A 22,077-nucleotide genomic window follows, 5' to 3' on the forward strand; every position below is an offset into this window, starting at 1 on the left:
GCCCGCCCGCCGCCCGCCCGGCGCCGCATCCGCTACTCGAACGCCTCCGGCGGTGGGCACGCGCACACCAGATTGCGGTCGCCGTAGGCCTGATCGATGCGGCGCACGGGCGGCCAGTACTTGCCGCGCACGAGCGACGGCAGCGGATAGACCGCCGTCTCGCGGCTGTAGGCGTGCTGCCAGTCGCCCTGCACCACCGACTGCGCCGTGTGCGGTGCGTGACGCAGCGGGTTGTCGTCGGCCGGCCACTCCCCCGCCGCCACGCGGTCGATCTCACCCTTGATGGCGATCATCGCGTCGATGAAGCGGTCGATCTCGGCGAGGTCCTCGCTCTCGGTGGGCTCGACCATGAGTGTGCCCGCCACGGGGAAGCTCATGGTGGGCGCGTGGAAGCCGTAGTCCACGAGCCGCTTCGCCACGTCGTCGACGCTCACCCCCGAGGCCTGCGTGATGCCGCGCAGGTCGAGGATGCACTCGTGGGCCACGAGCCCGTTCTCGCCCGTGTAGAGCACCGGGAAGTGCGGGGCGAGTCGCGCGGCCACGTAGTTGGCGGCGAGCACCGCCGCTGCGGTGGCCTCGGCGAGCCCCTCGAGCCCCATCATGCGCACGTACGCCCAGCTGATGGGCAGGATGCTCGGGCTGCCGTAGGGGGCGGCCGAGATCTGCGGGCCGGCGTGCACCACGCGCTCCCCGTCGACGAGCAGGTGCTCGGCCTCCTGTGCGAACGGGTGCGAGGGCAGGAAGGGCGCGAGGTGGGCCTTAGCGGCGACCGGACCGACACCCGGCCCTCCCCCGCCGTGCGGGATGCAGAAGGTCTTGTGCAGGTTGAGATGCGAGACGTCGCCGCCGAAGTCGCCGAACCGCGCGAAGCCGAGCAGCGCGTTGAGGTTGGCGCCGTCGACGTAGACCTGGCCGCCCGCCTCGTGCACGAGGCGGCAGATCTCGGTGACCTCGTGCTCGTAGACGCCGTGGGTGGAGGGGTACGTGATCATGAGGGCCGCGAGGTCGTCGGCGCGCGCCGCGATCTTGGCCCGCAGGTCGTCGAGGTCCACGTTGCCGAGCTCGTCGCACGCCACCACGACCACGGTCATGCCCGCGAGCACGGCCGAGGCCGCGTTCGTGCCGTGCGCGCTCGAGGGGATGAGGCACACCGTGCGCGCCGCGTCTCCGCGCGACCGGTGGTAGCCGCGGATGGCGAGGAGGCCCGCGAGCTCGCCCTGGCTGCCCGCGTTCGGCTGCAGCGACACCGAGTCGTAGCCCGTGACCTCCGCGAGCCAGCGCTCGAGCTGACGCACGAGCTCGAGGTAGCCGCCCACGTCCTCCTTGGGAGCGAAGGGGTGGATGCCGGCGAACTCGCGCCAGGTGACGGCCTCCATCTCGCTCGCCGCGTTGAGCTTCATGGTGCACGAGCCGAGCGGGATCATGCCGCGGTCGAGCGCGTAGTCGCTGTCGGCGAGGCGCTTGAGGTAGCGCATCATGCTCGTCTCCGAGCGGTGCGTGTTGAACACCGGATGCGCGAGGTAACCGCTCGTCCGGGCCAGGCCGGGGAGGATGGCGGGCTGCTCGGCGTCGTCGTCCTGGTCAGCGCCGCCGGTCGCGGCGTCGAACACCACCGCGAGGTCGAGCAGGTCGCGATCCGTGGTGGTCTCGTCGACCGCGATGCGCACGGTGTCGTCGTCCACGACGCCGAGGAGGATGCCGTGCTCGTGCGCATGCTCCGCGAGCCGCCTGGCCCGCTGAGGCACCCGCACGAGCAGGGTGTCGAAGTAGTCGGCGTGCACGATCTCGAGGCCGGCCGCCGCCAGCCGGGTGGCGAGCGCGCGGGCCGATCCCGAGACCCGCTCGGCGATGCGGCGGAGACCCTCCGGCCCGTGGTAGACCGCGTACATGCCGGCCATCACGGCCAGCAGCACCTGAGCGGTGCAGATGTTCGAGGTGGCCTTCTCGCGCCGGATGTGCTGCTCGCGCGCCTGCAGGCTGAGCCGGTAGGCGGGGTGACCCGCCGCATCCACGCTCACACCCACGAGCCGCCCGGGGAGCTGCCGCTCGAGCCCCGCCCGCACGGCCATGTAGCCGGCGTGGGGGCCGCCGAAGCCCATGGGCACACCGAAGCGCTGGCTCGTGCCCACCGCCACGTCGGCTCCGAGCTCGCCGGGAGGGGTCACGAGGGTGAGGGCGAGCAGATCCGCGCCGACCACCGCGATGCCGCGCGCGGCGTGCACCGCCTCGATGACCTCCGTGGGGTTCCACAGCCGGCCTGAGGCGCCCGGGTACTGGAGGTAGACGCCGAACGCGTCCACGTCGTCGCCGGCGAGCGGATGCGACGGGTGGTCGACCGAGTCGAGCACCGTCACGACGACCTCGATGCCCACCGCCTCTGCGCGATCCCGGAGCAGCGAGATGGTCTGCGGGAACGCATCCGCATCCACGAGGAAGCGGGAGGACGCCGACTTCGAGGCGCGCCTGGCGAGCAGCATGCCCTCCACCGCGGCCGTCGCCTCGTCGAGCATGGAGGCGTTGGCCGTGGCGAGCCCTGTGAGGTCGGCCACCATGGTCTGGAAGTTGAGCAGAGCCTCGAGCCGCCCCTGCGAGATCTCGGGCTGGTAGGGCGTGTAGGCGGTGTACCAGCTGGGGTTCTCGAGCACGTTGCGCGTGATGACAGCGGGAGTGATGGTGTCGTAGTAGCCGAGGCCGAGGTAGGAGCGGGAGACGCGGTTCTGCTCGGCGAGCGCCCGCAGCTCGGCCACGGCCTCGCGTTCGCTGGCCGCGGGCGGCACGAGCGAATCGGCCAGGGAGCGGTCGAACTGGATGGCCGTGGGCACGGCGGCGCTCATGAGCTCGGCGGTGCTGCCGTAGCCCACGGTGCTCAGCATGTGCTGCTGGGCGGCGGTGTCCGTTCCGATGTGCCTGGCGGCGAAGAGATCGGGATCCGTCATCGTCACGCCCCCGTGAGGGCTGTGTAGGCCTCGAGGTCGAGCAGCTCGGGCAGCTCGGTGAACTCGATCCTGAGCAGCCAGCCCTCGCCGAGCGGATCGCTGTTCACGAGCTCGGGCGAGTCCACGACCGCCGCGTTGATCTCCACGACGGTGCCATCGACAGGTGCGAAGAGCTCCCCCACCGACTTCGTGGACTCGATCTCGCCCACCACGGTGCCGCCGGAGATCTCGGTGCCCGCCTCGGGCAGGTCGAGGTAGACGATGTCGCCGAGCTGGGCGGCCGCGTAGGCGGTGATGCCCACGGTGGCGATCGACCCCTCCACGAGCACCCACTCGTGCTCGGCGGTGTAGCGCAGTTCGCTCTGTTCGGTCATGGTCAGTCCTTCTTCCGGCGGTGGAACGGGAGGGTCGTGGTGCGGTAGGCGAGGCGCTTGCCGCGGATGTCGACGCTGAGGGTGGTGTCGGGGCCCGCGAACGCGGGTTCAACGTAGGCGAGGGCGATCGGCCGCCCGAGGGTGGGCGAGAGCGATCCGCTCGTGACGACGCCGATCTGCTCGGTGGAGTCGTCGGTGGCGTAGATGGGATAGTCGGCGCGGGCGGCACGCCGGCCCTCGGCGAGCAGCCCCACGAGCACGGGTGCGCCCTCCGCCGGACCTCGCTCGATCGCCTCCCGCCCCACGAAGGCGGGCTTCGAGAGCGCCGGCACCCGACCGAGACCGGCCTGCACGGGGAGGGTCTCGAGGCTGAGCTCGTGCCCGTAGAGCGGCATGCCCGCTTCGAGCCGCAGGGTGTCACGGCTCGCGAGGCCCGCCGGCACGAGGCCGAGCGGCTCGCCCGCGCGGGCGACGGCGCGCCAGAGCGCCTCTGCGCGACCGGGGGCGAGGTACAGCTCGAAGCCGTCCTCACCCGTGTAGCCGGTGCGGGCGAGCAGCACGGGGGTGCCCTCGAACGAGGCGGGGATGGCCCGGTAGTAGCGCAGGGCGTCGATGCCCGACACGTCGAGGCCGGGCGTGCGCTCGAGGATCTCGCGGGAGACGGGGCCCTGCACGGCGATGAGCGCCGTGTCGTCGCTCTCGTCGACGACCGTGAACGGTGCCGCGCCGCGCATCATGGCCCGCCGCTCCTCGAGGGCGGCGGCCACGGGTTCGCGGTTGGAGGCGTTGGCCACCACGACGAACTCCTCGTCGGCCGTGCGGTACACCACCACGTCGTCGACGATGCCGCCCCCCTCTGTGAGCAGCAGCGAGTACTTGGCCTGCCCGACCTCGATCGCCGAGAGCGCCCCGGCGAGGGCGTGGTCGAGGAAGGCGGCGGCGCCCTCGCCCGAGATCCGGAACTCGGCCATGTGCGAGAGGTCGAAGAGGCCGGCCGCGGAGCGCACGGCGTGGTGCTCGGCGAGATCGCTCGAGTAGCGCACCGGCATCTGCCAGCCGGCGAAGTCGGTGAAGGAGGCACCCGCCGCCACGTGCACGGCGTGCAGGGGCGAGAAGCGGGAGTCGGGAGCTGGGGGCATGAGTTCTCCGGATCGTCGTCGCGAGCCGGGGCCCACGAGCGTGGCGAGCGCAGATGCGCCCTGAGAACTCCCCCTCTGTCATCGTGCCTGAGAGTTTCACGACGGCCTGAGCCGTCGCTTTCACCGTGGGCGAGCCGCCGTCGAAGCCGCGGACTGCTTTCCAGAGTGGCCAGTCCGACGCGGTACGAGGACCTGAGAGATTATCGGGGAGGATTGCTCCTTCGGTGCCGACCCCTCGAGCAGAGGATGCGCCGGCTCTCCCGCGTCGGCCTAGTGGCCAGCGGTATTCAGTTGAGGGGTGCTACGGGGTCGAGCATAGCGCCGGTCAGCGCTTGTCGTCGTCCCCGCCGCGCATCCGGCGCAGCACGAGGATCACCACGGCACCGAGAACACCGAGGCCCGCGATGAGGATGAGCACGATGGCCCACCACGGGAGCGCGGTCGCAGAGACGTCGGCTGCGGAGGGTGCGACATCTGCGTCGCCGTCCGCAGGAGCGGCCCCGGCGGTGGCCACGGGCGTCGGGGCGTCGGCAGCGGCTGTCGACTCCTCTGCCGGGGTGGGTGTCGCTGTCTCGGTCGACGCCGTGCCGTTGGGGGCGCCCGCCCAGGGGTCACCGCACTCGGGCGGATCCGTGAGCCCCTGGTGCGCGCCGTCCAGGGAGGCGGGCGAGTAGTCGAACTCGTACTGGCCGGAGGTTGAGTGGCCGTCGGAGGAGACGACCTGCCAGGTCACCACGTAGCCGCCCGCGTCGCCGAGGGCCACCGGGGCCGCCACGCTCGAGCCGTCGAGCGTGAGGCATCCGCTCTCGAAGTGCAGGCCGTCGCCGTCGGTCACCTGCACCGCGAAACCGTCGGTGGTGCCGCCGATGGCCAGGAGCGAGTCGGAGAAATCGAGCGAGATCGCACCGGGATCCGCGGTGATCGACTCCTCGGCGGCCGGCGACGACGACTCGAGCGCGTCGTGCGCCGACGCCGAGACGCTCGGCACCAGTGCAAGACCGACCGCCCCGACGACCGAGAGGACGACGGCGGGGCGGATGGTCCGGGTGGATCGGATGGTGCGGGTGCTATTCACCTCAGCAGGATAACCGGGGAGGCCGAGCTCAGGCCCGACGCGTGCGGTACTGGTTGATCAGCGGGCAGTCGAACGGATCCGGAGCCGAGAGGCCCACCTTGTTCATGTACGCGATGACCTGCTTGTGCGCCTCGAAGAACCCGGTCTCCGTGTAGGGGATCTTGTGGGTCGCGCAGTACTCGCGGACGATCGAGCGCACCTTGACGAGGCTCGGGCGGGGCATGTTCGGGAACAGGTGGTGCTCGGTCTGCAGGTCGAGGCCGCCCATGAAGATGGTCATGCCCCAGTTGCCCTTGATGTTGCGCGAGGAGAGCACCTGCTTCGAGAGGAAGTCGATGCGCGACCCTTCCGGGAAGATCGTCATGCCCACGTGGTTGGGGGCGAAGGATGCGCCCATGTAGAGACCGAAGACGGCCAGCTGCACGCCGATGAAGGCGAAGGCCATGCCGAGCGGCAGGAAGGCGAAGATGACGGCGACGTACGCCACGAGACGCACACCGATCATCCACAGCTCGAAGCGACGGCCTTCGACCGGCTTCGGGTCGACGAGGGTCTTGAGCGAGAGGAAGTGCAAGTTGATGCCCTCGAGGAGGAGCATCGGGTAGAGCAGCCAGCCCTGCTTGCGGGTGAGCAGTGCCCAGGCACCCTTGCGGGTGGCGGCGTCCTCCGGCGTGAACGAGACGAAGTCGATCGCGATGTCGGGGTCCTTGCCCACCATGTTGGGGTTGCCGTGGTGGCGGGTGTGCTTCGACATCCACCACGAGTAGCTCATGCCCACGAAGGCCGTGGCGAGCACGCGCCCGGCACGGTCGTTGGCCTTGTTCGACTCGAAGACCTGACGGTGCGAGGCCTCGTGGGCGAGGAAGGCGAACTGGGTGAAGATGAGGCCGAGGGCGGCTGCGATGAGCAGCTGGTACCAGGTGTCGCCGAGCAGCACGAAACCGGCGGCGGCGCCGGCCAGTGCGAGCACGAGGGCACCGAACATCGTGTAGTAGAACCCGCGGCGCTTGCGCAGCAGGCCCATGTCACGAACGGTGGAGAGGAGTTCGGAGTACGCGGCGGTGGGGTGTGCCGCTCCCGCCTTGCGCGGGGTGGTCTTGCGCGGGGTGGCGGCGCGGGAGGTCGTGGTGTTCGAGAGGCTCAAAGGCTGGCTCACATGGTTCGGGTCGGCTTCCCAGCCGTGGGGGGTGAGCGTGTGCCCTGTTCGGATGCTTCAAACCTATTAGGCAAACCTGCAAATCGGCCACACATACTCGGGGGGTCCACAGCCTCGCGACACACGCGCGTTAAATGGCGAAGAGCCCGTGCCGCTTGCGCGGGTCACGGGCTCTTCGAGAAGGTCTGGGACCTAGCCGAGGGGGGTGATGTTCTCAGCCTGCAGGCCCTTGCGGCCCTGGGTCACGTCGAACTCGACGCGCTGGTTCTCTTCGAGGTTCTTGTAGCCGGAGCCGGTGATGCCCGAGTGGTGGGCGAACACGTCTTCGCCGCCGTCATCGGGGGAGATGAAGCCGAAGCCCTTTTCGGAGTTGAACCATTTCACGGTGCCTTGAGGCATTGTTTTCTCTTTTCGAGGTAAGCGGCCCCGCTTGTCGGGGCCTACCGTCGCGGTGCACTTTGTTCCGCTCCTCAGAAAAACAAGTCTTACCCGAGATCGCTAGATCCCAAGCGCCGTTTTCACGGCACAGACCCTATTCAAGATTCATGGGTAACACAACAACAGTCTCAACCTTAGCCGTGCTGAGGCCATCCGGCTACATTCCCGCGCCAAAGTGCAAGAACTCTTTGCGCCGGAGCCTTTAGAATTCAGCGTGCCCTTCATGACTCCGCTCAGCATCCCGAGCCCCGATCCGGCCTTCCAGTCGTTCTCGATCGGCCCGCTCACGATCCATTTCTACGCCCTGTTCATCCTCGCGGGGATCATCGTGGCGATGCTCATGGTGAACCACAGACTCACCAAGCGCGGCGGTGAGTCGGGTGTGGTCATCGACATCGTGCTGTTCGCGGTGCCGCTCGGCATCGTGGGGGCGAGGCTCTACCACGTGTTCACGCACATGGGCGATTACTTCTACCCCGGCGCGAACCTGCTCAACGTGTTCGCCATCTGGGACGGCGGCAACGCGCTCTACGGCTCGCTCATCGGTGGTGCCATCGGTGCCTGGATCGGCTGCCGCTTCGCCGGCATCCGCCTGTGGTCGTTCGCCGACACGCTCGCGCCCGCCATGCTCGCCGCCCAGGCGATCGGCCGGCTCGGCAACTACGTGAACAACGAGCTCTTCGGCCTTCCCACGGATCTGCCCTGGGGCCTCGAGATCGACTCGAGCAACGCGGCCTTCCCCGCCGGTCTCGCCGAGGGCACGCTGTTCCACCCACTGTTCCTCTACGAGATCATCTGGAACGTCGTCGGCATCGCGCTGCTCCTGCTCATCGAGCGACGCTTCGCTCTGCGCTGGGGCAAGCTGTTCGCCCTCTACCTCGTCTGGTACGGCCTCGGCCGGTCGTGGCTCGAGGCCATCCGCATCGACCCGACCACCGACACGTTCCTCGGCATCCCCGCCAACGTGTGGGCGTCGTTCGTCGCGATCGCGCTCGGCATCGTGCTGTTCGTGGTGCAGTCGCGCCGCCACCCCGGTCTCGAGCCCTCGGTGTACGCACCGGGGCGCGGGCCGCGCGAGGAGAAGCCGAAGAAGGTGGCCGTCGCCATCGCGCCCGCTGCCCCGGCCGCCGACGCCGACTCGGCAGCCGAGGGCACGGATGCCGACATCGACACGACCGGCGGATCCACCGAGGGCGCGGAGATCGAGATGGTCGATCCCAGCGGCGAGCGGTGGACCGAGGAAGAGCTGTCAGGCAAGAAGTAGGGCTGCAGAGCTGAAGGTCCGGGTGTCCGCGGTGCGGCGCCCGGACTTTCTGCGTGTGGGCCCGGGTCAGGAGGCGGCGGGCACGGCCTTGCCCGCCGCGGCGCGCACCTCGTGCGGCAGATCCTCGAGGCGGCGGCGGTCGCGGATGGCGACGTAGCCGATGCACGCCACCCAGACCAGCCACGGGAACGTCGCGAGCATCGCCGTGGCGGCGCCTCCCGCGGCGAAGAAGGAGTCGGGGCTCGTGCCGCCGAACATCGTGGGCACGCTCAGGAGGTTGAGGGCGGCCACGCCGTAGGCCATCCAGCCGGTCCAGCGCGGGAGCGCCTCCGAGGCCAGGATGAGGTACCCGGAGGCGGCCGCCACGAGGGCGTTCAGGGTGCAGCCGATCGAGCCGAACAGGAGCGTGTGACCCACCGTGAGGGATCGGAGCGACGACGCATCCGGAGTCAGGCCCATGGTGTCGAGCGCGGTGCCGCCCTCCATGCCGTCGCCCACGAGGGTGATGGCGATGAAGAGCAGTCCGGATCCGAAGGCGATGTCGGCGACCCACTGCAGGTCGGGGCGGGTGTGCGTCACGAGCTGGCGGAAGCCGCTCAGGAACACGATGAGCGCTCCCATGAGGAACGTGTCGATGAGGATCGTGAAAAGCGTCTGGTTGGCCGTGCGCGTCATGAAGGCGGCGAGGGCCTCGCTGTCGTCGAGGGAGGGGCGGGCGCCCACGAGCAGCGCCTGCACGAGGAACTCGCACACCATGAGCAGGGCCACTGTCGCTGCGGCGATGCCGGTCCAGAGCCGCACGTCGGGGTTGAGCTTGCCGTTCTTCACGACGGTGATCATGTGGTGGTGACGGTGTTCGTGCTGCATCGCGCTTCCCCCGGAGTGCTCCTCTGACCTGTCCGACGACAGTACCGCGGGGTCGACCGGATTACGCTCCCTCGGCATCAGAAGGTGGGGTCGCCGGGGTAGCCGTGGAAGAGGTGGTGCGGGTCGAAGCGCGTGCGGAGCTCGTGCACGCGGGCGCGATCGGCGGGCGTGAACGATGCGGGCGTGCGCTCGGGGCGGTGCCTGATGTCGGCCTCGCTGAGGAAGTGGCCTGTGGCGGTGGGCAGGAGCGCCGCGGCGACCTCGTCGAGCCAGTCCCGGTTGGCGGCGTCGTCCTCCGCGTGCTGCCAGATCGTGTAGACGATGAGCAGGGTGCGGTCGTGCATGCCGTAGGCCGCCTCCCCCGCCTGCACGAGGCCAGCCCCGGCGCCGTTGGCGGGCATGCCGGCCAGCACGTAGCTCAGCGGGGAGGGCGCTCTGGCCATGAGGGCCGCGAGGGGGGCCGTGGCGTCGTGGAGGTCGAGGTCGGTCCAGAAGGTGTCGGCGAGGTAGCGGGCCCCGGGCGGATAGGTGGCGTCGACGGCCTCGTGCAGGGCACTGAACGCGACGTCGGCGGGGCCGGAGTGCGCGAGCGCGCCCCCTGGACCTGCGTGGAGGGGTGCGAGGGCGGCCTCAGCCTCGGCGGGGGTGTCGGCTAAGACGGTGGCGGCGACGCCCGCGACGAGCGGATGCGCAGGGTCGGCGGACGCGGCCGTCACCAGGGAGAGCTCGACGTTCGTGGGAAGGTGCGCCGACGCCTCGGTGAGCCAGCGGGTGACCTCCTCGAGGCGGTCGAGCGGGTGGAGCCAGGTCTCGACGCGTATCACCGCGGGAAGGGGCCGCAGGGCCAGCTCGAACTGCGTGACCACACCGGGGAACCCGGGACCGCTCCCCCGCGCCAGCCAGAACAGGTCGGGGTTCTCGGTGGGCGAGGCGGTGCGGAGCTCGCCGTCGGCGGTCACCACGTGCATCCGCTCGATCGAGAAGCACGCGGGTCGCCAGTGCCCCCAGTTGACGCCGAGCCCGCCGCCGAGCAGGAAGCCGCCCACCCCGGGGTCGCCGCAATGGCCCACGGGAAAAGCGAGTCCCGCCTCCTCGAGCGCCGCCGAGAGCCGCGCACCGCGCACGCCAGGGCCGACGGTCGCCGTCATGCTCCGGGCGTCGAGGTCGCCGCCCGGGACGTCGCTGCCGCGGAGTTCGATGCGGTCCAGGGCGCCCAGGTCGATCAGCACGCCGCCGCCGCGCAGGGAGGCGGCCACCCAGCTGTGGCCGCCGGAGCGCACCGCGATCCGCTGCCCGCGAGAGGCCGCCGCACGCACCGCCGCGACCACCTCGGCCTCGGATCGCGGGCGCACGACCATCTCGGGCCGCTCGGCCGGCACGAGGGTGTTGAACGACCCCTCGGCGACCACACGCTCGAAGTCGGGGTCCCCGCGCTGCAGCTCGATCATGCTGCGACCCTAGCGGCGGCGAGCCGCAGCCCGCGGCCCCCGAACGGCCGCTGCGAGGCGGGTCAGCCGTCGGTGCGACGGAGCTGCGTTCCGGCGATCAGGAGCAGGGCGCCCACGCCACCCGCGAAGGCGCTCACACCGAAGGCGAGCACCGAGGTCATGAGCGAGGTGCGCAGCGAAGCCGCCGTGGCGAGCGACGCGCTCTGCCCGCGCAGGGCACGCTCCTCGTCGCTGCCCGACTCGACCTCGCGGAGGGCCGCGCTGATGTCGGCGAACGTGCGTCCGCCGGCACCCCGCTCGGCGTTGCCCTTGATCACGAGTGCCTCGACGTAGGCGGTCGCGGGGCCCTGCACCGTCTTGCCGGCGAAGGCGGGCGCGTTGCCCGGAACCTCGATCTTCTCGTCGCGGAGCTGCTTCGAGATGACGAACCAGGCCCCCGATCCGACCGTGAGGAACAGCGAGCCCGCGGCCACGGCGAGGCCGCCCACTCGTCGGAGGGAGTCTGTGGAAGAGGTCGTCATCCATCCGAGCCTACGCGGCGGCGATGGGTTCCTCCTGTCCAGGGGAGGACCAGAGCTGGTGAACCGTGCAGAGAGGCCTCACGGGGCGGCCCAGAGCTCCTCGGCCTCGAGGACCAGATCGATCATCTGACGCAGAAGACCCCCCATCGATGTCGACCTCAGCAGGGTGTACCGGTCGTACTCGCCGAGCGGGGCGATCGCCGCCAGTTGCCACACGGCGGCGACGGGGTCGTCCGACAGCTCGACAGCGGCATCCGACTCCCCCTCCGCGACGCGGGCGATCACACGGCGGACAACCGCTTCGGCCTGGGCCCGCAGCGGTGCGAGCTCCTCGGACCACTCCAGATCCGGTAGAAACGAGAGCTCGGCCCTGGGATACGGATCCTCGTCGACCCAGCGCTCGACCGTGAACCGCCTGGTCCCCACTCCGATGATGATGAGGTCGTCGGCACCCACGGTGGCGCTCACAAGACGCGCCATCGTCCCGACCGAGGCGCGCTGGTCGCCACCCCCGGCCTCGGGTCCGCGCTCGATGAGGACAACGCCGAACTCGAACCCAGGTTCGTCCTCGTCGAGAAGCCGCCCGAGCATCGTGAGATACCGCGGCTCGAACACCCGGAGCGGGATCGGCACAGAGGGGAACAGAACCGATCCGAGCGGGAACATCGGTGAAGCGGGCATACCTCAGTGAAGCACCGCCGACGTAAGGTGAACAGGTGCCCCGACCGCGACCCGTGACCCCAGGACCAGGACAGGAGTCCGTCTGGGACTACCCGAGGCCGCCGCGCATCGAGCGCGTCACCGCGCCGATCACGATCCGTCTGGGCGGGCAGCTCATCGTCGAGACCCGAGACGCCTTCCGGGTCCTCGAGACCAGCCATCCGCCGGTCTACTATCTCCCGATGGCGGACTTCGCGACCGGCTCGCTGGTCGATGCCGACGGCTCGTCGTTCTGCGAGTTCAAGGGCAGAGCACGCTATCTCGACGTCCGTGGCGGAGACGAGGTGCGCTCAGCGTGCGCGTGGAACTACCCGCAGCCGGCGCCGGGGTTCGAGCCGCTCCGAAACCGCGTCGCCGTCTACGCACAGCAGATGGACGAGTGCACGGTCGACGGCGAGATCGTCACGCCGCAGCCAGGAAGCTTCTACGGCGGCTGGATCACCGCGTCTGTCGTCGGCCCCTTCAAGGGCATCTCCGGGTCACAGGGCTGGTGACCGCCCCGGCGTCCCCTAGTTGTTGAAGCGGAACTCGACTACGTCGCCGTCTTGCATGACGTAGTCCTTGCCCTCGATGCGGGCCTTGCCCTTGGCGCGGGCCTCGGCGATCGATCCGGTCTCCACGAGGTCGTCGAACGAGATGATCTCGGCCTTGATGAAGCCCTTCTGGAAGTCGGTGTGGATGACACCGGCCGCCTGCGGGGCGGTCCAGCCCTTGCCGATGGTCCAGGCGCGCGACTCCTTGGGGCCCGCCGTGAGGTAGGTCTGCAGGCCGAGCGTGTCGAAGCCGATGCGGGCGAGCTGGTCGAGGCCGCTCTCCTCCTGGCCGGTCGAGGCGAGCATCTCGGCGGCGTCCTCGGCGTCGAGGTCGATGAGCTCGGACTCGAGCTTGGCGTCGAGGAAGATCGCCTGCGCCGGCGCCACGAGGGCCGCCAGGGCGTCTTTGCGAGCGGGGTCGTTGAGGATCTCCTCGTCGACGTTGAACACGTAGATGAAGGGCTTCGACGTGAGCAGACCGAGCTCGCGGATGGGCTCGAGGTCGATCGACGAGCTCGAGAGCGGCTTGCCGGTGTCGAGGTACTCGCGCGCCGCCTGGGCGGTCGACAGCACGATCGGCTCGAGCTTCTTGCCCTTGACCTCCTTCTCGAAGCGGGCTTCCGCCTTCTCGAGGGTCTGCAGGTCGGCGAGCACGAGCTCGGTGTTGATGGTCTCCATGTCGCTCGCGGCGTCGACCTTGCCGTCGACGTGCACGACATCCGAGTCGATGAAGCCGCGGATGACCTGCGCGATCGCATCCGCCTCACGGATGTTCGCGAGGAACTTGTTGCCGAGCCCCTCGCCCTCGCTCGCCCCGCGCACGATGCCGGCGATGTCGACGAACGACACCGGGGCAGGCAGGATGCGCTCACTGCCGAAGATCTCGGCGAGCTTGTCGAGACGCTTGTCGGGCAGGTTGACCACACCCACGTTCGGCTCGATGGTGGCGAACGGGTAGTTCGCCGCCAGCACCTGGTTCTTCGTGAGGGCGTTGAACAGAGTGGACTTGCCGACATTGGGCAGTCCGACGATCGCGATAGTTAGAGCCACGGTCGTCCATCCTACTTTCCGGAGGGACGACCGGGCTCACACTCAGTTCTGGGGGAAGCCCAGGTTGATGCCGCCGTGCGACGGGTCGAGCCAGCGCGACGTGATGGCCTTCTCCTGCGTGAAGAACCGGAAGCCCGCGAGTCCGTAGGCCTTGGTGTCACCGAAGATGGAGTCCTTGACGCCACCGAACGAGTGGTACGCAACCGGCACGGGGATGGGCACGTTGATGCCGATCATGCCGACCTCGACCTCGTTCTGGAAGCGGCGGGCCGCTCCCCCGTCGTTGGTGAAGATGGCCGTTCCGTTGCCGTAGGCGCCGTTGTTGATGAGGTCGACGCCCTCCTCGTAGGAGTGCACGCGCACGACCGAGAGCACCGGGCCGAAGATCTCGTCGAGGTAGACCTTCGAGGAGGTGGGCACATTGTCGATGAGGGTGGGGCCGAGCCAGAAGCCATCGGCTGCACCGTCGACCTCGCCGTTGTTCACGATGTCGCGGCCGTCGACCACCACGGTCGCGCCGTCGTCGTTCGCGAGGTCGATGTAGGAGGCGACCTTGTCGCGGTGCACACCGGTGATGAGCGGGCCCATGTCGCACGAGCGGCGACCGTCACCCGTCTTCAGCGTGGCCATGCGCTCCTGGATCTTCGCGACCAGCTCGTCGGCGATCGTGTCGACCGCTACGAGCACCGAGATGGCCATGCAGCGCTCGCCCGCCGAGCCGAAGCCCGCGTTGATGGCGGCGTCGGCGGCCAGGTCGAGGTCGGCGTCCGGGAGCACGAGCATGTGGTTCTTGGCACCGCCCAGAGCCTGCACGCGCTTGCCGTTCCTGGCCGCGGTCTCGTAGATGTAGTGGGCGATGGGAGTGGATCCGACGAACGAGATGCTCTTCACGTCCTTGTGCTCGAGCAGGCCGTCGACGGCCTCCTTGTCGCCGTGCAGCACGTTGAAGACGCCGTCGGGGAGGCCTGCCTCCTTGAACAGCCCGGCGAGCCAGTTGGCGGCGCTCGGATCCTTCTCACTGGGCTTCAGCACCACGGTGTTGCCGGCCGCGATGGCGATCGGGAAGAACCACATCGGCACCATCGCCGGGAAGTTGAAGGGGCTGATGATGCCCACCACGCCGAGGGGCTGCTTGGTGGAGTAGACGTCGACGCCGGTCGAGACGTTCTCGGAGTACTCGCCCTTCAGCAGGTGCGGGAAGCCCGTGGCGAGCTCGACGACCTCGAGGCCGCGGGTGATCTCGCCGAGCGCGTCGCTCAGCACCTTGCCGTGCTCGGCAGTGAGGATCTCGGCGAGCTCGCCCTTGCGAGCGTTGAGCAGCTCGCGGAACGCGAAGATGACCTGCTGGCGCTTGGTGATGGAGGTGTCGCGCCAGGCGGGGAACGCGGCCTTGGCGGAGGCGACGGCGGCGTCGATCTCGGCCTTGTTGGCGAGCGCCACGCTCTTCGTCTGCTCGCCGAGGGCGGGATCGAAGACGGGGGCCGTGCGGCCGCTCGTGGAGACGAGCTCCTGGCCGCCGACGAAGTGGTTCACTACGGGAAGTGCGTCTGACATGGTTCCTGCTTCTCTTCGAACGGGGATTCCTGGGCCAAGCCTAGATCCTCCGCCGTGGCAGCGACCCGGTGTCGGTGGTCGATGCGAGACTGACCGCATGGACGCACTGCTCCCCCTCCTTCTCGGTCTGCTCGTCGGTCTCGCCCTCGGCGTGCTGGGCGGGCTCCTGGTCGCCCGTCTGCGCGGTGCCGGTGGTGCCGGTGCCGCCGACTCCCTGGCCTCCCGGGCACTGCTCGAGAGCTCGCTGGGCGAGCGCACCGCCGCACTCACCGAGACCCGGTCGCGCGTGGAGCAGCTCGTCGAGGAGCGCGCGGGGCTGCAGAGCCGTGTCGCCGGCATCGAGGCCACCGCCCTGGGCCTGCGCGAGCAGGTGGAGTCGGGGGCGCTCACGCATCGCGAGCAGCTCGAGGCGCTCACCGCCGCGCACCGCGAGCAGTCGACGCTCGCGCGCGAGCAGTTCGAGGCGCAGCTCGCCTTCGCCAAGGAGCAGGGGCGCGAGCGCCTCGAGCAGCAGGATGCGCAGTACCGCGCCCAGATCGGCACGCTCGAGGAGCGGCTGAGCGATTTCCAGCGGCGCCTCAAGGACGTTCAGGATGCGGAGAAGACCCGCGCGGGCGAAGACAGCAAGGTGCTCGTTGCCCTGAGCCCCGTGCAGGAGAGCCTCAAGGCCGTGCAGGCGAAGGTGGTGGAGCTCGAGGCGCAGCGCCAGCTGCAGTACGGCGAGCTCAGCCAGCAGCTCAAGTCGGCCACCGAGTCGGAGGAGCGCCTGCGCTCCACGGCCGAGTCGCTCGCCTCGGCGCTGCGCTCCAACAGCACCCGCGGGGTGTGGGGCGAGACGCAGCTGCGGAGCGTGGTGGAGGCGGCCGGGCTCATCGAGCGCGTCGACTTCGACGTGCAGACCTCGATCATGAGCGATTCCGGTGCCGGCCGGCCCGACATGGTGGTGCACCTGCCCGGTGGCAAGAACATCGCGGTCGACGCGAAGGTGCCGTTCGACGCGTACCTCGAGGCCTCCGCCATCCAGGCCTCGGCCACGGGTGTGGAGGGCGAGCACCGTACGCAGCTCATGAAGAAGCACGTCAAGGCGCTGCGCGAGCACATCACCGCTCTGGGCAGCAAGGGCTACTGGACGGGCCTCGAGGGTTCGCCCGAGCTCGTGATCGCGTTCATCCCGAGCGAGTCGCTCGTGTCGAGCGCGCTCGAGGCCGATCCGTCGATCATGGAGTTCGCGTTCGGCAAGCGCGTGGCGCTCGCCTCGCCGGTCACGCTGTGGTCGGTGCTGAAGACTGTGGCGTTCTCGTGGCAGCAGGACGTGCTGACGCAGGAGGCCCGCCAGCTGTTCGACCTGAGCCAGCAGCTCTACACGCGCCTGGGCAAGACGGCCTCGCACATCGACAAGCTCGGGCGCACGATCGACCGCTCGGTGAAGGACTACAACGCCTTCGTGGGCTCGTTCGAACGCCAGGTGTTCCCCACGGCGCGCAAGCTGGGGGCGCTCTCGAGCGAGAGCCTGTTCCCGGAGCTCTCGCCCATCGAGGAGGCCCCGCGCGAGCTCTCGGGGCACGAGCTCCTCGCGGAGCTCGAGTCGGCGGCCGCCTCGACGCCCGCCGTGACGGCGGCGACGCCGGCCGCGACCGCGCCTGACCAGACCGACGACGCCGACGGAGACGACGACGAGCGCGCCGCCGAGGTCGAGCGCGCCGTCGCGGAGTTCGATGCGCTAGGTGACCCGGCGGCAGCGCGCGACGCGGCGTTCCTCGAGCACGAGTCGGAGGCCGCCGCGCAGGTCATCGACATCGAGCTCGACTTCGGCACCGGTACCCACCCGCGCTGAGAAGCTGGGGAGTTGGGCTAGAGCCACTTCTCCACGAGGTGGTCGGCCTCGATGCGGCGGATGGTGCCCGAGTGCGAGCGCAGCACGATCGACTCGGTGCGGATGATGGGCCCGAGGCGCTTGACGCCCGCAACGAGACCGCCGTCGGTCACGCCCGTGGCCACGAAGAAGGTGTTGTCGCTCGAGACCAGGTCGTTGGCCTCGTAGAGCTTGTCCATGTCGAGCCCGGCGTCGATGCCCTTCTGGCGCTCCTCGTCGCTCTTCGGCGCGAGCCTCGTCTGGATGAGACCGCCGAGCGCCTTGATGGCGCACGCCGTGGCCACGCCCTCGGGGCTCCCGCCGATGCCCACGCACATGTCGATGCGCGTGCCGTAGCGCGCGGCGTTGATGCCGCCGGCCACATCTCCGTCGAGCATCAGACGTGTGCCGGCACCCGTGGCGCGGATGTCCTCGATGAGCTGCTGGTGCCGCGGCCGGTCGAGCACGGCCACCCGGATGTCGCCGACCTCCTTGCCCTTCGCCTTCGCGAGGGCGCGGATGTTCTCGCCGATCGGCCGGTCGATGTCGATGATTCCGATGCCATCGGCATCCGTCACGATCTTGTCCATGTAGAACACCGACGAGGCGTCGAGCATGGTGCCACGGTCGGAGACCGCGAGCATCGAGATGGCGTTCTGCCGGCCGGCGGCGGTGAGCGAGGTGCCGTCGATGGGGTCGACCGCGATGTCGCACGCGGGCCCGCGGCCGGTGCCGACGTGCTCGCCGTTGAAGAGCATGGGCGCTTCGTCCTTCTCCCCCTCGCCGATGACGATGAGGCCGTCGAACTCCACGGTGTTGAGGAACTTGCGCATCGCATCGACCGCGGCGCCGTCGGCGGCGTTCTTGTCGCCCTTGCCGATGAACGGCTGAGCGCGGATGGCGGCGGCCTCGGTGGCACGCACCAGTTCCATGGCCAGGTTGCGGTCGGGATGCTCGTAGAGGTGAGCGCTGTCGGCGGTCATGGCGGATCCTTCCGTGGACGCCCGACCGGGCTGTGCTGACCGGCGGGCCTCTTCAAGCCTATCGGCACCCGCCGTCGATAGACTCGGGTCGAACGGCACCGGCCGGCGCGCCCTAGCGTGCCCACCAAAGGAGATGACATGCCCATTGCAACCCCCGACCAGTACGCAGAGATGCTCGACAAGGCCAAGAACGGCGGCTTCGCCTACCCCGCCGTCAACGTCTCGTCGTCGCAGACGCTGAACGCCGTGCTGCAGGGTCTGTCGGAGGCCGGCTCCGACGGCATCATCCAGGTCACCACCGGCGGTGCCGACTACTTCGCCGGCCACACCGTCAAGGCCCGCGCCACCGGCGCCCTCGCCTTCGCGGCCTTCGCCCACGAGGTGGCCAAGAACTACCCGATCACCGTGGCCCTGCACACCGACCACTGCCCCGAGCCGGCCCTCGCCGACTTCGTGTACCCGCTCATCGAGGCCTCCGAGGCCGAGGTCAGGGCCGGCCGCAACCCCATCTTCCAGTCGCACATGTGGGACGGCTCGGCCATCCCCCTCGGCGACAACCTCCGCATCGCCGAAGACGTGCTCAAGCGCACCAAGGCCATCAACGCCATCCTCGAGGTCGAGATCGGCGTGGTCGGCGGCGAGGAGGACGGCGTGAGCCACGACATCAACGAGCACCTCTACACCACGCTCGACGACGCGATCCAGACCGTCGAGGCCCTCGGCTTCGGCGAGAACGGCCGCTACATGGCCGCCCTCACCTTCGGCAACGTGCACGGCGTCTACAAGCCGGGCAACGTGAAGCTCAAGCCCGAGCTGCTCAAGGAGATCCAGGACGGGATCGCCGCGAAGTACGGCACCGGCCCCAAGCCCCTCGACCTCGTCTTCCACGGCGGATCGGGATCGACCGACGCCGAGATCGCCGAGGCCGTCTCGAACGGCGTGATCAAGATGAACATCGACACCGACACCCAGTACGCCTTCACGCGCTCGATCGCCGACACGGTGTTCAAGAACTACGACGGGATCCTCAAGGTGGACGGCGAGGTCGGCAACAAGAAGATCTACGACCCCCGCGCCTGGGGCAAGATCGCCGAGACCGCCATGGCCGCCCGCGTGGTGGAGGCCACCCAGCAGCTCGGTTCCGCCGGCCACTCCGGCAAGTAGGGCAGGGCTGCGCGTGACCGACGACCGACCCAAGCCCAAGTACGGCGAACTCGCCCCCGAGGGATGGCAGTGGAAGCCGCCGGCCGATGCCGCACCCGCCGAGCCGACGGCGGGTGCGGAGGGCTCCTCCCCCGCACCCGCTGCGCAGCCCTCACCGCCCGAGCCCGATCGGCGCGCGATGAGCACACCCATCCCGCCGCCGACCGCTCCCTCGGCCGTGGGCCCCGACGGCCGCCCCGTCAACCGGGCCGACCGCATCGCCACGATCGTGCTGCTCGTGCTCGGACTGTTCTGGACGGCGAACACCATCGCGTCACTGGTGTCGCTGCCCGACGTCATGCAGCAGGTCATGGACATCTGGGGCATCGACGCCGCCTACGCGGGAACGGCGACGGCCAACTCCGCCGGCGTGGCGGGGGCGGCGCTGACGTTCCTCGTGTTCGCGTTGACCGCGGTCTACTCGATCCGACGCGTGCGCTCGAACAAGCTCGCGTTCTTCATCCCGATCATCGGGGCCGTGGTGGCGACCCTGATCTTCTTCACGGTCGTCATGATCGCTGTCATGGCCGACCCCGTCATCCTCGACACGCTGTCGACGACGGCGCCCTAGTGGCGGTGCCGGCCCCCGGTGGCGCGGGGGTCGGTCTTGCCTGAGGTGTCGCGACGCAGCTCCTTCGGCAGCGAGAACACGAGGTCCTCCTCCGCCGTCTGCACGGTCTCGATGTCGCCGTAGCCGGCGCCCGCGAGGTCGTCGAGCAGATCCTGCACGAGCACCTCGGGCACGGAGGCGCCTGAGGTGACGCCGACGGTCTGGACGCCGTCGAGCCACTCCTGCTTCACCTCGTGCGCGTAGTCCACGCGGTAGGCGGCCTTGGCGCCGTACTCGAGCGCGACCTCCACGAGGCGCACCGAGTTGGAGGAGTTGGCCGAGCCGACCACGATCACGAGATCCGCATCCTTGGCCACCTTCTTGATGGCGACCTGGCGGTTCTGGGTGGCGTAGCAGATGTCGTCGGAGGGCGGATCCTGAAGGTTCGGGAACTTCTCGCGGAGACGGCGCACGGTCTCCATGGTCTCGTCGACCGAGAGGGTCGTCTGCGAGAGCCAGACCACGCGATCCGGATCCTTGACCTCGATGTCGGCGACCGCATCCGGGCTGCCCACGAGAGTGATGTGCTCGGGGGCCTCACCTGCGGTGCCCTCGACCTCCTCATGGCCCTCGTGGCCGATGAGCAGGATCTCGAAGTCGTCGCGGGCGAAGCGCACGGCCTCGCGGTGCACCTTGGTGACGAGCGGGCAGGTGGCGTCGATGGCCTGGAGGCCGCGATCGGCGGCACCCTGCACGACGGCGGGCGAGACACCGTGGGCGGAGAACACGACGTGGGCGCCCTCTGGCACCTCGTCGACCTCCTCCACGAAGATCGCCCCGCGCTTCTCGAGCGTCGAGACCACGTGCACGTTGTGCACGATCTGCTTGCGCACGTAGACGGGAGCGCCGTAGTTCTCGAGCGCCTTCTCCACGGCGACGACCGCTCTGTCCACTCCTGCACAGTAGCCGCGAGGGGCCGCCAGGAGCACACGCTTGTGCCCGGTCACCGGGTTATCCTTTAGCCTGTTGCGAGTGCCGGGGATCCTCGGCATCGGCAGGCTGATGGTCGTCGCATTGCTCACCCCCCGAGTCTACGTCGGCACGACTGGGTGAATGCTTCTGTGAGGGAGAGTGATGGCGTGACCGACGCTCCAGCGTTCGTCTCCGGCCCGCCGACCCTCGAGAACCCGTGGCCCGTGGGCGAGCTCGCGCAGAAGATCCGCGGCTACATCGAGCGCCTCGGCACCGCGTGGGTGGAGGGCGAGATCACCCAGTGGGGTGTCTCGGGCGGCAACGTGTACGGCAAGCTCAAAGACCTCACGGGAGACGCGACGGTGAGCTTCACCGTCTGGTCGTCGGTGAAGGCCAAGCTCCCGGCCGACCTCAAGCAGGGCGACCGCGTGATCGCGCTCGTGAAGCCCAACTACTGGGTGCGAGGCGGCACGCTCACCATGCAGGTGTTCGAGATGCGCCACGTGGGGCTCGGCGATCTTCTCGAGCGGCTCGAGCGCGTCAAGACGCAGCTCGCCGCCGAGGGGCTCTTCGATCGCTCCCGCAAGAAGCCGCTGCCCTTCCTTCCCGGCGGCATCGGCCTCATCACAGGCAAGGACAGCGACGCCGAGAAGGACGTGCTGCGGAACGCGCAGCTGCGCTGGCCCTCGGTGCGGTTCCGCGTGGTGCACACCGCCGTGCAGGGCGACCGCACCGCCCGCGAGGTGGTCGCGGCCCTCGAGACGCTCGACGCCGACCCCACGATCGACGTCATCATCGTGGCGCGCGGCGGCGGCGACTTCCAGAACCTGCTGGGCTTCAGCGACGAAGCGGTGGTGCGCGCGGTGGCCGCCGCGTCGACGCCCGTGGTGAGCGCCATCGGCCACGAGGCCGACTCCCCCCTGCTCGATCTCGTGGCCGATCTGAGGGCGTCGACCCCCACGGATGCGGCGAAGCGCGTGGTGCCGGATGTCACCGAGGAGCTGCACCGGGTCGACCAGGCCCGCCTGCGCATCCGGGGCCGCGTGGGCCACCTCGTCTCGGCCGAGGTCGATCGGATCGCGCAGATCCGCAGCCGGCCGGCCCTCGCCGATCCCGGCTGGATGATCGACCGCCGGTCGGAGGATCTCACGCGCTTCGTGGCCCGCGGCGAGGAGCTCGTGCGCCGCGCCATCGAGCGCGAGCAGAACACGGTGCGCGAGCTCGCAGGCCACCTGCGGGCTCTCTCGCCGCAGCGCACGCTCGACCGCGGCTACGCCATCGTGCAGGCCACGAGCGGAACCCACGCCGGCCACATCGTGCGCGCCGACGCCGAGGCGCCCGAGGGCACCGCCCTCACCGTCACCGTGGCAGACGGAGCGTTCGACGCCGTCTCGGCGGGCACGGTGTCCGGCGGCGGCTCCCGCACAGCCCAGGATCGGTAG

The 22,077-nt window shown here is 69.6% G+C and carries 20 protein-coding genes and 2 riboswitches; of the genes, 6 read left to right on the plus strand and 14 right to left on the minus strand.

Annotated elements, in window-relative coordinates; all coding sequences use genetic code 11:
- Nucleotides 1-32: 32 nt before the first annotated feature.
- From gcvP to ACEXQC_RS05115, 6 genes are all read right to left on the minus strand, one after another.
- On the minus strand, nucleotides 33-2,936 hold the full coding sequence (gcvP, locus tag ACEXQC_RS05090) for an aminomethyl-transferring glycine dehydrogenase (RefSeq protein WP_374819159.1): 2,904 nt from the start codon (nucleotides 2,934-2,936) through the stop codon (nucleotides 33-35).
- 2 nt (nucleotides 2,937-2,938) lie between these two features.
- Nucleotides 2,939-3,310 (minus strand): glycine cleavage system protein GcvH, encoded by a 372-nt coding sequence (gene gcvH, locus ACEXQC_RS05095; protein WP_374819161.1) that lies wholly within the window; start codon nucleotides 3,308-3,310, stop codon nucleotides 2,939-2,941.
- A gap of 2 nt (nucleotides 3,311-3,312) precedes the next feature.
- Entirely contained in the window at nucleotides 3,313-4,449 is a 1,137-nt protein-coding gene (gene gcvT, locus ACEXQC_RS05100) for a glycine cleavage system aminomethyltransferase GcvT (protein ID WP_374819163.1), read from the minus strand.
- Nucleotides 4,450-4,517: 68 nt separating this feature from the next.
- A riboswitch (glycine riboswitch) is annotated at nucleotides 4,518-4,618 on the minus strand.
- Nucleotide 4,619: 1 nt separating this feature from the next.
- A riboswitch (glycine riboswitch) is annotated at nucleotides 4,620-4,722 on the minus strand.
- Between the two features lie 52 nt (nucleotides 4,723-4,774).
- Nucleotides 4,775-5,524 (minus strand): copper resistance CopC family protein, encoded by a 750-nt coding sequence (locus ACEXQC_RS05105; protein ID WP_374819164.1) that lies wholly within the window; start codon nucleotides 5,522-5,524, stop codon nucleotides 4,775-4,777.
- Between the two features lie 28 nt (nucleotides 5,525-5,552).
- Entirely contained in the window at nucleotides 5,553-6,668 is a 1,116-nt protein-coding gene (locus ACEXQC_RS05110) for a fatty acid desaturase family protein (RefSeq protein WP_374819166.1), read from the minus strand.
- 204 nt (nucleotides 6,669-6,872) lie between these two features.
- Nucleotides 6,873-7,079 carry a cold-shock protein gene (locus tag ACEXQC_RS05115; RefSeq protein ID WP_259530705.1) on the minus strand — a complete coding sequence of 69 codons (207 nt, stop codon included), beginning with the start codon at nucleotides 7,077-7,079 and terminating at the stop codon, nucleotides 6,873-6,875.
- A gap of 262 nt (nucleotides 7,080-7,341) precedes the next feature.
- On the opposite strand from ACEXQC_RS05115, the gene lgt reads away from it, so the two are divergent.
- On the plus strand, nucleotides 7,342-8,382 hold the full coding sequence (gene lgt, locus ACEXQC_RS05120) for a prolipoprotein diacylglyceryl transferase (protein ID WP_374820127.1): 1,041 nt from the start codon (nucleotides 7,342-7,344) through the stop codon (nucleotides 8,380-8,382).
- A gap of 66 nt (nucleotides 8,383-8,448) precedes the next feature.
- Here lgt and ACEXQC_RS05125 read toward each other — a convergent pair whose 3' ends face one another.
- The 4 genes from ACEXQC_RS05125 to ACEXQC_RS05140 form a co-directional block, all read right to left on the minus strand.
- Complete coding sequence (locus ACEXQC_RS05125; protein ID WP_374819169.1) at nucleotides 8,449-9,222, minus strand: hypothetical protein; 774 nt, start codon at nucleotides 9,220-9,222, stop codon at nucleotides 8,449-8,451.
- Nucleotides 9,223-9,326: 104 nt separating this feature from the next.
- Complete coding sequence (locus tag ACEXQC_RS05130) at nucleotides 9,327-10,697, minus strand: FAD-binding oxidoreductase (RefSeq protein ID WP_374819171.1); 1,371 nt, start codon at nucleotides 10,695-10,697, stop codon at nucleotides 9,327-9,329.
- A 62-nt stretch (nucleotides 10,698-10,759) separates the two neighbouring features.
- Entirely contained in the window at nucleotides 10,760-11,218 is a 459-nt protein-coding gene (locus tag ACEXQC_RS05135; protein WP_374819173.1) for an aromatic ring-opening dioxygenase LigA, read from the minus strand.
- 78 nt (nucleotides 11,219-11,296) lie between these two features.
- Complete coding sequence (locus tag ACEXQC_RS05140) at nucleotides 11,297-11,899, minus strand: LON peptidase substrate-binding domain-containing protein (RefSeq protein WP_374819175.1); 603 nt, start codon at nucleotides 11,897-11,899, stop codon at nucleotides 11,297-11,299.
- A 35-nt stretch (nucleotides 11,900-11,934) separates the two neighbouring features.
- Here ACEXQC_RS05140 and ACEXQC_RS05145 point away from each other — a divergent pair, with 35 nt between their 5' ends.
- Complete coding sequence (locus tag ACEXQC_RS05145; RefSeq protein ID WP_374819177.1) at nucleotides 11,935-12,432, plus strand: DUF427 domain-containing protein; 498 nt, start codon at nucleotides 11,935-11,937, stop codon at nucleotides 12,430-12,432.
- 15 nt (nucleotides 12,433-12,447) lie between these two features.
- Here ACEXQC_RS05145 and ychF read toward each other — a convergent pair whose 3' ends face one another.
- Together ychF and ACEXQC_RS05155 are read right to left on the minus strand one after the other, a co-directional pair.
- Nucleotides 12,448-13,521 (minus strand): redox-regulated ATPase YchF, encoded by a 1,074-nt coding sequence (ychF, locus tag ACEXQC_RS05150; RefSeq protein ID WP_374819179.1) that lies wholly within the window; start codon nucleotides 13,519-13,521, stop codon nucleotides 12,448-12,450.
- Nucleotides 13,522-13,563: 42 nt separating this feature from the next.
- Nucleotides 13,564-15,075 (minus strand): CoA-acylating methylmalonate-semialdehyde dehydrogenase, encoded by a 1,512-nt coding sequence (locus tag ACEXQC_RS05155; protein WP_374819181.1) that lies wholly within the window; start codon nucleotides 15,073-15,075, stop codon nucleotides 13,564-13,566.
- A 97-nt stretch (nucleotides 15,076-15,172) separates the two neighbouring features.
- Here ACEXQC_RS05155 and ACEXQC_RS05160 point away from each other — a divergent pair, with 97 nt between their 5' ends.
- Complete coding sequence (locus ACEXQC_RS05160; protein WP_374819183.1) at nucleotides 15,173-16,909, plus strand: DNA recombination protein RmuC; 1,737 nt, start codon at nucleotides 15,173-15,175, stop codon at nucleotides 16,907-16,909.
- A 17-nt stretch (nucleotides 16,910-16,926) separates the two neighbouring features.
- Here the strand turns inward: ACEXQC_RS05160 and glpX are convergent, their stop codons facing one another.
- Complete coding sequence (gene glpX, locus ACEXQC_RS05165; RefSeq protein WP_374819185.1) at nucleotides 16,927-17,910, minus strand: class II fructose-bisphosphatase; 984 nt, start codon at nucleotides 17,908-17,910, stop codon at nucleotides 16,927-16,929.
- 138 nt (nucleotides 17,911-18,048) lie between these two features.
- On the opposite strand from glpX, the gene fbaA reads away from it, so the two are divergent.
- Nucleotides 18,049-19,074: a class II fructose-bisphosphate aldolase gene (fbaA, locus tag ACEXQC_RS05170; protein WP_374819187.1), complete on the plus strand. Its 1,026-nt coding sequence runs from the start codon at nucleotides 18,049-18,051 to the stop codon at nucleotides 19,072-19,074.
- A gap of 13 nt (nucleotides 19,075-19,087) precedes the next feature.
- The gene (locus ACEXQC_RS05175) at nucleotides 19,088-19,684 is read left to right on the plus strand and encodes a DUF6264 family protein (protein WP_374819189.1); all 597 of its coding nucleotides are present in this window, start codon (nucleotides 19,088-19,090) and stop codon (nucleotides 19,682-19,684) included.
- Here the strand turns inward: ACEXQC_RS05175 and ACEXQC_RS05180 are convergent.
- The gene (locus tag ACEXQC_RS05180; protein ID WP_374820129.1) at nucleotides 19,681-20,715 is read right to left on the minus strand and encodes a 4-hydroxy-3-methylbut-2-enyl diphosphate reductase; all 1,035 of its coding nucleotides are present in this window, start codon (nucleotides 20,713-20,715) and stop codon (nucleotides 19,681-19,683) included. The genes ACEXQC_RS05175 and ACEXQC_RS05180 overlap by 4 nt on opposite strands.
- 87 nt (nucleotides 20,716-20,802) lie before the next feature.
- Here ACEXQC_RS05180 and xseA point away from each other — a divergent pair, with 87 nt between their 5' ends.
- Nucleotides 20,803-22,077, plus strand: coding sequence for an exodeoxyribonuclease VII large subunit (gene xseA, locus ACEXQC_RS05185; RefSeq protein WP_374819191.1), 1,275 nt, complete (start codon nucleotides 20,803-20,805; stop codon nucleotides 22,075-22,077).

This window comes from Herbiconiux liukaitaii (assembly GCF_041927495.1).
In the GTDB taxonomy this organism is placed as follows: domain Bacteria; phylum Actinomycetota; class Actinomycetes; order Actinomycetales; family Microbacteriaceae; genus Herbiconiux; species Herbiconiux liukaitaii.

Coding starts and splice junctions, on each gene's coding strand:
- gcvT (WP_374819163.1), bottom strand. CDS start 4,449: ATGCCCCCAGCTCCCGACTCCCGCTTCTCGCCCCTGCACGCCGTGCAC.
- ACEXQC_RS05130 (WP_374819171.1), bottom strand. CDS start 10,697: ATGATCGAGCTGCAGCGCGGGGACCCCGACTTCGAGCGTGTGGTCGCC.
- ACEXQC_RS05160 (WP_374819183.1), top strand. CDS start 15,173: ATGGACGCACTGCTCCCCCTCCTTCTCGGTCTGCTCGTCGGTCTCGCC.
- gcvP (WP_374819159.1), bottom strand. CDS start 2,936: ATGACGGATCCCGATCTCTTCGCCGCCAGGCACATCGGAACGGACACC.
- gcvH (WP_374819161.1), bottom strand. CDS start 3,310: ATGACCGAACAGAGCGAACTGCGCTACACCGCCGAGCACGAGTGGGTG.
- ACEXQC_RS05180 (WP_374820129.1), bottom strand. CDS start 20,715: ATGCCGAGGATCCCCGGCACTCGCAACAGGCTAAAGGATAACCCGGTG.
- ACEXQC_RS05135 (WP_374819173.1), bottom strand. CDS start 11,218: ATGACGACCTCTTCCACAGACTCCCTCCGACGAGTGGGCGGCCTCGCC.
- ACEXQC_RS05115 (WP_259530705.1), bottom strand. CDS start 7,079: ATGCCTCAAGGCACCGTGAAATGGTTCAACTCCGAAAAGGGCTTCGGC.
- fbaA (WP_374819187.1), top strand. CDS start 18,049: ATGCCCATTGCAACCCCCGACCAGTACGCAGAGATGCTCGACAAGGCC.
- lgt (WP_374820127.1), top strand. CDS start 7,342: ATGACTCCGCTCAGCATCCCGAGCCCCGATCCGGCCTTCCAGTCGTTC.
- glpX (WP_374819185.1), bottom strand. CDS start 17,910: ATGACCGCCGACAGCGCTCACCTCTACGAGCATCCCGACCGCAACCTG.
- ACEXQC_RS05155 (WP_374819181.1), bottom strand. CDS start 15,075: ATGTCAGACGCACTTCCCGTAGTGAACCACTTCGTCGGCGGCCAGGAG.
- ACEXQC_RS05140 (WP_374819175.1), bottom strand. CDS start 11,899: ATGCCCGCTTCACCGATGTTCCCGCTCGGATCGGTTCTGTTCCCCTCT.
- ACEXQC_RS05125 (WP_374819169.1), bottom strand. CDS start 9,222: ATGATCACCGTCGTGAAGAACGGCAAGCTCAACCCCGACGTGCGGCTC.